The 8,527-nt window shown below is 61.3% G+C and carries 5 protein-coding genes; 1 reads left to right on the top strand and 4 read right to left on the bottom strand.

Features of this window, described 5'->3' with window-relative positions; all coding sequences use genetic code 11:
- The coding region (locus T281_RS14655; RefSeq protein WP_245269256.1) for a glycosyltransferase family 2 protein at positions 1-1,959 on the bottom strand (1,959 nt) is incomplete at its 3' end.
- Positions 1,960-2,069: 110 nt separating this feature from the next.
- Here T281_RS14655 and T281_RS14650 point away from each other — a divergent pair.
- Positions 2,070-2,936 carry a hypothetical protein gene (locus T281_RS14650; RefSeq protein ID WP_037240921.1) on the top strand — a complete coding sequence of 289 codons (867 nt, stop codon included), beginning with the start codon at positions 2,070-2,072 and terminating at the stop codon, positions 2,934-2,936.
- Positions 2,937-3,004: 68 nt separating this feature from the next.
- Here the strand turns inward: T281_RS14650 and T281_RS14645 are convergent, their stop codons facing one another.
- The 3 genes from T281_RS14645 to T281_RS14635 are packed head-to-tail and all read right to left on the bottom strand — an operon-like array spanning position 3,005 to position 8,445.
- Positions 3,005-4,798: an SEL1-like repeat protein gene (locus tag T281_RS14645; RefSeq protein ID WP_155955276.1), complete on the bottom strand. Its 1,794-nt coding sequence runs from the start codon at positions 4,796-4,798 to the stop codon at positions 3,005-3,007.
- 4 nt (positions 4,799-4,802) lie between these two features.
- Entirely contained in the window at positions 4,803-6,209 is a 1,407-nt protein-coding gene (locus tag T281_RS14640; RefSeq protein ID WP_037240919.1) for an HlyD family type I secretion periplasmic adaptor subunit, read from the bottom strand.
- A complete protein-coding gene (locus T281_RS14635) occupies positions 6,172-8,445 on the bottom strand; it encodes a peptidase domain-containing ABC transporter (RefSeq protein ID WP_199502417.1) in 2,274 nt (757 codons plus the stop codon). The genes T281_RS14640 and T281_RS14635 overlap by 38 nt, the downstream gene beginning before the upstream one ends.
- Positions 8,446-8,527 lie beyond the last annotated feature (82 nt).

Genomic DNA, 8,527 nt, shown 5'->3' with positions numbered 1-8,527 from the left:
CGCCGAGCCGTGTCCGAACATGGGATCGCCTCGCAGGAGTTCTCTCGCCAGCTCCGCGCCCCCCGCGATGTAACGATCATGACCATCGCCGAATGCGATGTAGCCGTATACTTGGCGGTTATCGAAATATTGCAGGATGCGATGTCTGCGCGCGCTTTCCGAAAATATCACATACTCGTGACGAGCGGTTCCGTCCCGGTAAGCCAAGTCACCCAGCACGTCGGCGCGGATCAGATACGTGCAATGCGTAACGGGCACTTCGATCACACCGCGTATCCAACGATTGAGGATCCAGGAATACTGGTCGCAATCTTCGAAATATCCGCTGGCGTCAATCTCCGCATGAAAGTTCGAATATGGATCGTCCTGTGACAGCGAGCGCAGGAATGGCGCGACAATCGGAAGGTCGAGCGCCACCAATTCGCGGAGCGTGCACGGCCGGATAAAATTGTCCACGTCAGCTACGAAGTAGAAGTCGCACCGATGGGCGAGGGCGCGGCTCAGGCTGACGTTTCGGATGTGCCCCAGCACATCAAACCGCGTCTCGTTCCATTCATGGACGCTGAATCGCTCTACAGGGACTTCCACCTCCTCGGCATCGAATTCCACGTCGGCGTAGAGGTTGCCGACTCGCTCCACCCACTCCCGCAATATGCGTTCTGTCCCATCGGTGTTGTTGTTGGTACGGATGTAGAGAACAATCGAAGATTTGGGATAATCGAGCGACTCGATGCATTCGAGATAGAGCGGCAGAAACTCCTCCTTCTGCTTTGCAAGTATCGCAACGAGCACGCGAGGCGCAGTTTTCAAGCGCGAGCGTAGCATTCTTGGGGCCACCAAGGCGTGCTGTTGCAGGAAATCATCGGCGGCAAGCGATCCAAGGTTCCGATCCTGATCCAGGCTTTCGCTCGCGGATCGTGCATTCGCAGACACGCGCGTTCGATCCTCGTCAGAGAGCTTACCCGACGCGAGAAGCTTCAAACTTGCATCGAGGCAATCCCGCATATGACCGGACCAATAGGCATTGACAGAGAACTCATCCAGGAGGCCGGTTTCGTAAATCCAGGCTTCGACAAACAGCCCATCCGAGGGCATGGGAATCTGCAACCCGCGCTTTGCGAGCTGGTATCCTTCCTCGTTTCGCCCCTTGAGGCGACAGAACTTGCTCGCCCCGTGCAGCGCTTCCGCCCGCGATGGCGAGGCATCCGCAGCGCGAAGATACGCGTCGATAACGTCCCGTTCTGCGTGTCCGAGTTCTTCCTTCAACTGCGCGACGGAATAAAGGCTGATGAATACCTCTTCCTGCCAGAAGCCAAGCTCAGCCCGGATCAGGTATTGTTGCAATGCACGAACCGACTCTCGGCAGTCGCGATAACTCTGTGCCAGATAAAAACGGTAGCGGGCGATGAGGAACGGGTTGGTTTCGGTCCTCAATGCAGTCTCAAGTACCCTGGCATCGCGCCGGTAAGTCTCGGGATCTTTCCGGCGGGCGCCATCATCATTGACCTTCAAACGGATGCCCGGAAGCTGTCCGTCTGAAGAAGCCTCTTCGCACGTGAGGTATTCGTGCAGAACCCCCTCCCAACGCCACGGAAGTGCGCTGCGGACGATCTGGGTACGCGAATGCACGATGCTGCCATGCTGGATCTCGATCGTGTATTGATCCGCGGTCAATTCGGGGATCGTGGTGCCCGGTTCAAATTCCAGCACATCATCGGCGTCGATGATCAGCGTATAATCGCCCTTTCCACGCGCCAACTCCAGCGCCTCGGTACGATTGTGCGCGAAATCGCGCCAGGGCCGCTCATGCAACTCGCCCGGCAGGTCGCGCAGATGCTCGCGGATAATGTCCTGAGTGCCGTCGGTGGACCCCGTGTCCACGATCACCCAATAACCGATGATGGGCCGCACGCTGTCGAGGCAACGCCGGATTACGGCCGCTTCGTTCTTGACGATCATGTTTAAACAAATTATCTGGTTTTTGTTTTTCATTGCAATTTCCGATTGAGCGGACTAGCGGCGATCCGGCCGAAGTTGAGTGAGGTGCACATGCCCATCACCGGCCGATCATGAGACGGAGGCACTTTCTTTTCCTGCTCGGGGGCGGCCTGCTGCTGCCGTTGAAAACCACCCCGGCGTGGCCCATTTGCAACAGTGTGTTTGTTCTCGATGCGCCATTGGAACTTGGAGGCAAGTGGGGTGGGTCCGCGCCGTCGGATGCGGCGGCGGTCATCGAGCGCATGCGCACGGCCTGTCTGGCGGGCGTGGCCTTGGTTTCGGACCGCCAGCCGGATAGGCTGCGGGTCGATAACCATGCCGGAACGCTGCCCTCGATATGGCTTCACACTCAGCCGCCGCGGACTGGCTGGATCATCGTCAGTATTGGCACCCGCGACTGGTGCAAACTCGCCTATCAATTCGGGCACGAGCTCGGGCATGTGCTTTGCAATAGCTGGCAGTCGGATGCAAAGCCCCAAACCCCCTGTCAATGGATCGAGGAAGCGCTGGTAGAGGCATTCTCTTTGCGGGGCCTCGGCCTTCTTGCGGACGCGTGGGAGCACGCGCCTCCGTTCCCGAGAGACGCTGCGTTCGCTGACGCCATCCGCGACTACCGGGAAAAGATGGTCGTCAATTATCGCGCGGCCTCGAAGGAGCAAGACGAGACGGCGTCGCTGCGCAATTGGTTTAACCAACATGAAGCTTCCCTTCATGTGAACGGCGGAGTTAAAGCCGCCGCAGGCGCGGTCTCCACCATGCTCGATCTGCTGCAAAGCGACGCCACCATGGTCGCGGACTTGGGTGCGCTGAATCGTTGGCCGGGACGAAGTGGGGTTCCTCTGCACCACTACCTCAATCTATGGGAGAAAAGCTGTGCGGAGCTGAAAGCTCCCGGCCGATTGCCCGTGCGGCTGCGAAACCTGCTCGCTCAACAATGAACGTGACGGCGCAGCCCGTGAGGTCTCAGGGCCCGGCTCTCTGCTTGACCGACCATCGGGCAGCGGGATCACGCCATTTCAGTTTCCACCTGCGCTTTAGCTTCTTCAGTCAGCTTGAGGTCGAGCGTGGCGAGTTCCTCTGCCGCCCCCTGCGCGCAGAGCGCCGCCGCACGGTCGTACCAGACGCGCGCAGCTTCGACATCCTTCGGCCCGCCAAGCCCTTGCGCCGCATAGCGAGCAAGCATCAGGGCCGCACCCGAATGATCTTGCTCGGCAGCGCGGCTGAACCAGCGCCGCGCCTCGTCATGATCACTCCCGATAATTGTCCCATCATTGTGCATGATGCCGAGAGCGAACATTGCGCCGGAGTGGCCCGCCTCAGCGGCCGAGAGAAACCGCGACTTCGCCGCTTCCGGATCGTACGGAACGCCACGGCCCTGAAGATAAAACTCACCGAGCGCCACTTGTGCATCCGCCATGCCGTCGTCGGCGGCACGTTCGAACCAGACGGCGGCTTCGCGGTCGTCCTGATCCAGGCCCCGGCCATCGGCGAGCATGCGGCCATACCAATATTGCGCGCTCACAACCTCGTCGGCGGCCTTTTTCAGCCAGAAGGCGGCGCGCGCATCGTTGCGTGGCACGCCGATGCCCTCAGCGAGACAGACCGCATAGTTGAACGCGCCGATAAGATCACCTTGCTCGGCGGCACGCTCGAACCATTCATGCACCGGGAGGTCACGATTATCGAGGGTCGTCACCCCGCCATCCTGAAGCAGCACGGCGAGGTCAGCCTGGGCAACGGTATCGCCCGCCTCGGCGGCTCGCTTGAACCAGGCCGCCGCCTCGTCCGGGTCGCGCGCCACGCCCGCCCCGGTAAGATAGAGCGTGCCGAGAGCCCTGGCAGCGGCTTGATGGCCTTGTTCGGCCGCCGTGCGAAACCAATGCGCCGCCTCGATATAGTTCGGCGGCAGCGTGCCACCGCGCGAATAAAGCTCACCGAGGTGCATCGCCGCTTCGCTCTCGCCCGCGACCGCCGCGCGGCGCAGCCAGCTTTCGCCGTTCAATGGATCAACCGGCCCGCCGCGACCTTCGAGCAGCATCAGACCGAGCTTTATTTGCGCAGCGATGTGCTGAGCCTCGGCGGCGAGACTATAGAGCCGCCGCGCTTCCGCCTCATCCAGCGCCGTACCAAATCCGCCCTCCGCTGCCGCGCCCAGCAGGTAATGCGCGGTGGGTAGCCCCGCCTCCGATGCGCGAAGGAGTTCATCGCGCGCCATGAGCGCATTGTTTGCGATGTCGGTGCGAAGCATCAGCGCGATGGCGTAACCGAGCCTGCCCTGCGGACAGTCCTGCGCGGCCGATTTTCGGTACCATTCGAACGCAGCATCGGGATCGCGCAATTCTTCCGGCCCCGACGAGAGAATAAAAGCCAGCATGGCCTGAGCATCCGGCGCGCCTGTTTCGGCCGCCTTCTTTGCCCAGACCACGGCGGCGTGGTAATCGGGCGCGTCCGAATCAGCTGACTCGAACAGTCTTTCATCGGTTCCGACAGCCGCTTTGGGCACACCGAACAGATGGAGGGCGGCGAGGCGGCACTGCGCCTCGACATGCCCGGCCTCGGCAGCCAATTGATACCATCGTGCAGCGGAGACGGGATGCGCAAGCGCGCCTTTGCCCTCAAGGTAGCGCTCGCCGACAATAAACGCCGCTTCCGCGTCGCCCGCTTCAGCTGCGGCTACGAAAAGCGCAAGGGCGCGTTCCGGTGCCGCCTTCGAGAGGCGCTCGGCCCGTGCCCGCGCCCGCTTCGGTGAGCGGGCAACGAGGCGGTCAAGCAACTTGTGCAGTATATCCAACCCGATCATGCTGTCAGGCTCCTGGCTCGCGCATGCTTTCGTGAGCAATCGGAAGAATTTTCGATACGTAATATTCCAATATGGAGCGTGTGCCGACCTTGACGTCTGCGGTGAGCGGCATGCCGGGCATCAGGCGGAAGCCGGGCGGAGTATCGTGCAGTTGCATTTCAGTGAGAGAGATGTAGGCCTTGTAGTAGAGCGTGCGGGGCCGGTTCGGCAGGCTGGAACCACCTTCCTGAGGCGTTGCTTCGGGGCTGAAGCTGTCCGCGCTGATCAAACGCACCGTACCCTTCGCGCTGCCATATTGCAGGAAGGGCAGGGTATCGAACTTGACTGTTACCTGATCCCCGGAGCGAACATAGCCGCTGTCGATGCCGGAAATGTCAGCCTCGACCGATAGCGGCGCGTCGAGCGGCACGAGTTGGATCAGCGGTTCGGCACTGGTGACGACCGAGCCGACCGAGATCTTCGCCACCGACAACACAACTGCGTCGCGCGGCGCGGTCAGCACCACCAGCTGATTATGCAAGTTGGCCTTGGTAAAGTCCTGGCGTGCCTGCGCCAGCTTGCGGCGCGTATCGGCGAGTTCCTGCGAGAGCTGAGCATCCCAGCGATTAACGTAGGCTTCCCGTTCCGCTTCCTCGGCGGCGAGTTTCCGGCCCGCTTGCGCGCTTTCCGATTCCATCTGGGAAAGCGCAACCGCCATGTTCAGCCGGGCGTCCGTGGCGAGGATCGTATTCAGCTTGCTGCCGACCTGGAGGTTCTGAAGCTCCTGGCGCATACCCTCGACATTTGCTGCGAGGCCAAGACGCTTGCGATAGTGATCGGCCTGCGCGCTGCTGCCGTCCATCTCGGTACGGTACTGGTTTATCTTCTGATCGTGTGCTTCCAGCGAGGATTTATACTCTCGGGATTGCTGATAGAAGATTGCGGCCTGCAACGTGGAGTGAGAGTTCGCCGGATCGGGCACGTAATCTTTGCCCGAAGTCTGTGCTTCGAGCCGCGCGGCCTTGGCCGTGAGCGAATCGAGCTGATCTTGCATCGACGTTAGGTCGGCCGCGCTGATGGTCGGGTTGAGGCGGGCGAGCAACTGGCCCTTGCGAACGATATCGCCTTTTCGCACATTGATGCTCTCGACGATGGAGTGGTCGAAGGGCTGCACGACGATATTCGGCGCGTCGGCGACCAGCTTGCCGCTGGCCGATACGATCTTGTCGATCTCGATCAACCCGCTGGCGACGACTGTGGAGACCACCAGCAGGAAGACGAAGAGGTTCGTCGCGCGCGACAGCCTTGGAATCGGCTTCGCGATGATCGCGGCCGAGGGGCTCTCGAATTCGAGGGCGGCAAGCGGCAGCGGGCTCGTATCGGCCCGCTTCGCCTTAGCTGGCTTGGATAAACGAGGGAGCAGGAGCGGCATGGACTTTTCCTTGGTAATCGGAGTGGCGGTTCTGTTGAAGCCAGAGGTGGCGATAGACGGCGCAGCGCTCTACCAACTCGCGATGCGGACCAATATCGATGACCTTCCCGCGGTCGAGGACGAGGGTCTTGTCGCACTCGACAAGCGACGAGAGGCGGTGGGAAATGATCACCATCGTACGGCCGCGAGCCATGCGCTGAAGGTTGGCGTTGATGAGCGCCTCGCTTTCCGGATCGAGCGCGGAAGTTGCCTCGTCGAGGATCAGCAGCTTGGGATCGGCGATCAGGGCTCTGGCGATGGCGAGACGCTGCCGCTGGCCGCCGGAGAGGTTGGTGGAACCCTCCTGTATCCAGGTCTCATAACCTTGGGGCAGGCGCTCGATGAACTCCTCGGCACCGGCAAGCCTCGCCGCGCGCACGGCGTCCTCGAAGCTCAGGCCCGGCCGCCCGGCCAGGATGTTGTCCTTAACCGAGCCGCGGAACAGGAAGTTGTCCTGCAGCACCGCCCCGAAGCTCTGGCGCAGATGACGGAGGTTGATCTCCCGCAGTTCAATTCCATCGATCTTGATCGCGCCCGAATATTCGGGGTTTATGCCCATGAGCAGGCGGGTGACGGTGGATTTGCCTGACCCCGAACGCCCTACCACGCCCAGCATCATGCCGGGTTCGATGGCAAAGCTTATGTTGTCGAGTGCGGGCGACTTGCTGCCCTCATATTTGAAGGTCACCTCATCGAAGCTGATCGCGCCTTCGAGTTTCGGACGCAATCCGTGAGTGAGCGCGCGCTTCTCGGTCGGGCGGTTGAGCACCCATCCCACCTGAAACAACGCCTGGCGCGCTTCCTGGACGTCCTGAAGAAGACGGGCCAGATTCACCAGCGGACCGGCGACGCGGCCGCCAAGCATCATGAAGCCGATCAGACCGCCGAGAGACAACGGGTTATTCGAGGTCATCGCGAGATACGCGCCAAGCGCCAGAACGCCCGCCTGCGTGTATTTCTCGAACGGCATCACGAGCACCATGGGCCAATTGCTGAGCTTGCCCATCCGCATGTTGAGATCGCCGACGGTGGCAATCCGCTGATCCCATTCCGCTGCGCGAGTGGATTCAAGGCACAGCGACTTGACCGTGCGGATGCCGTAGATGCTCTCGACCAGCGTTGAGCCCTTGTCCGATTCCGCCTGGATGACCTTGCCTGTCAGATCCGCGAGCGGGCGGAGAAAGGCCCAGATGATGAGGGTGATGCAGGCCGCTGCGGCCAGCACGGTCCAGGCGAGCGTCGGCTCCATGTAGAACAGCACGGGCAGCAGCAGCAGCACCATGGCGACGTCGATGAAGGTCGTAATCATGCGACCCGTGAGGAATTCGCGAACGCGATAGAGCTGGCTCACCTTGTAGGAAAGCTCGCCGGCCTGATTGCGCTCGAAGAAGTCGATCGGCAGCGTCATCAACCGGTTGAATATCGCAAGGTGAAGTCTGGTATCGAGCCGCGTGGCGAGAGTGATGAGCAGCATTCGCCGCGACCATGCGATCAGCATCTCGAAGCCGAGCGCGATCAGAAGGACGACGACGATCAGCGTGAGCGTGTTCATGCTGTGATATGTGACGACCGTGTTCAGCGTCGTCATGATCATCAGGACGGGGAGCACGCTGAGGATGGTGATGGTAATCGAGCCGATCGCCACATCGCGCAGGATCGATTTCTCACCCCAGACCATGCGGGTGAGCAAGCCGAGGTCGAATGGCCTCTCATCTTCGCTCTCGCCGCGCGAGGCGCGCACGAGCAGCGCAGTGCCATCCCAGACTTGCTTGAGGCGGAGTTCGTCGATTGGCGTAGGCGGTTTGCTTGAGGGTGCCAGCGGATCGCGCACCAGAAGCACGCCGTGCTCATGATTGCGACCGACAACGACAGCGGCGCCGCCATCCGAAAGCAGCAGCAAGACCGGCGCCGGGTTGTCGAGTTTCATTAACTGACCGAAGCTGAGGCGCACAGCGCGGGCCCACAGGCCGTATTGGCGGAGCCATTCCACCAGCGCGGGCGAAGAGGGAGCGGCGCCGCCAGCATTGGGACGGATCCCCGATGGGTCGGGATCGACGCCGTGATAGCGGGCGACATGGGTAGCGGCGACTATCCGAGCTTGCAGAGCGGTAGTGCCCTGCCCGTCGGAAGCGGCCTTCTCGCCAGACTCGCTTGTGGCGATGTGCAGCGGAATGTTGGCAGGTGACACGAAGTTCATATCGATCACTCTATGGGCTGTTCAAGGAGAAATGGATCGTCTGTGCACGCGAGAGAGGAGGTCGGCCAATCAAGGCCGACCA

Origin of the sequence: Rhodomicrobium udaipurense JA643, assembly GCF_000636015.1 — a bacterium.
Classification (GTDB): domain Bacteria; phylum Pseudomonadota; class Alphaproteobacteria; order Rhizobiales; family Rhodomicrobiaceae; genus Rhodomicrobium; species Rhodomicrobium udaipurense.
Note: the sequence above shows the minus strand (reverse complement) of the source record. Positions and strands in the feature narration are given on the sequence as shown.

Excerpts from the sequence above, each read along its gene's own strand:
- T281_RS14640 (WP_037240919.1), bottom strand. The coding sequence starts at position 6,209 with ATGCCGCTCCTGCTCCCTCGTTTATCCAAGCCAGCTAAGGCGAAGCGG.
- T281_RS14650 (WP_037240921.1), top strand. The coding sequence starts at position 2,070 with ATGAGACGGAGGCACTTTCTTTTCCTGCTCGGGGGCGGCCTGCTGCTG.
- T281_RS14635 (WP_199502417.1), bottom strand. The coding sequence starts at position 8,445 with ATGAACTTCGTGTCACCTGCCAACATTCCGCTGCACATCGCCACAAGC.
- T281_RS14645 (WP_155955276.1), bottom strand. The coding sequence starts at position 4,798 with ATGATCGGGTTGGATATACTGCACAAGTTGCTTGACCGCCTCGTTGCC.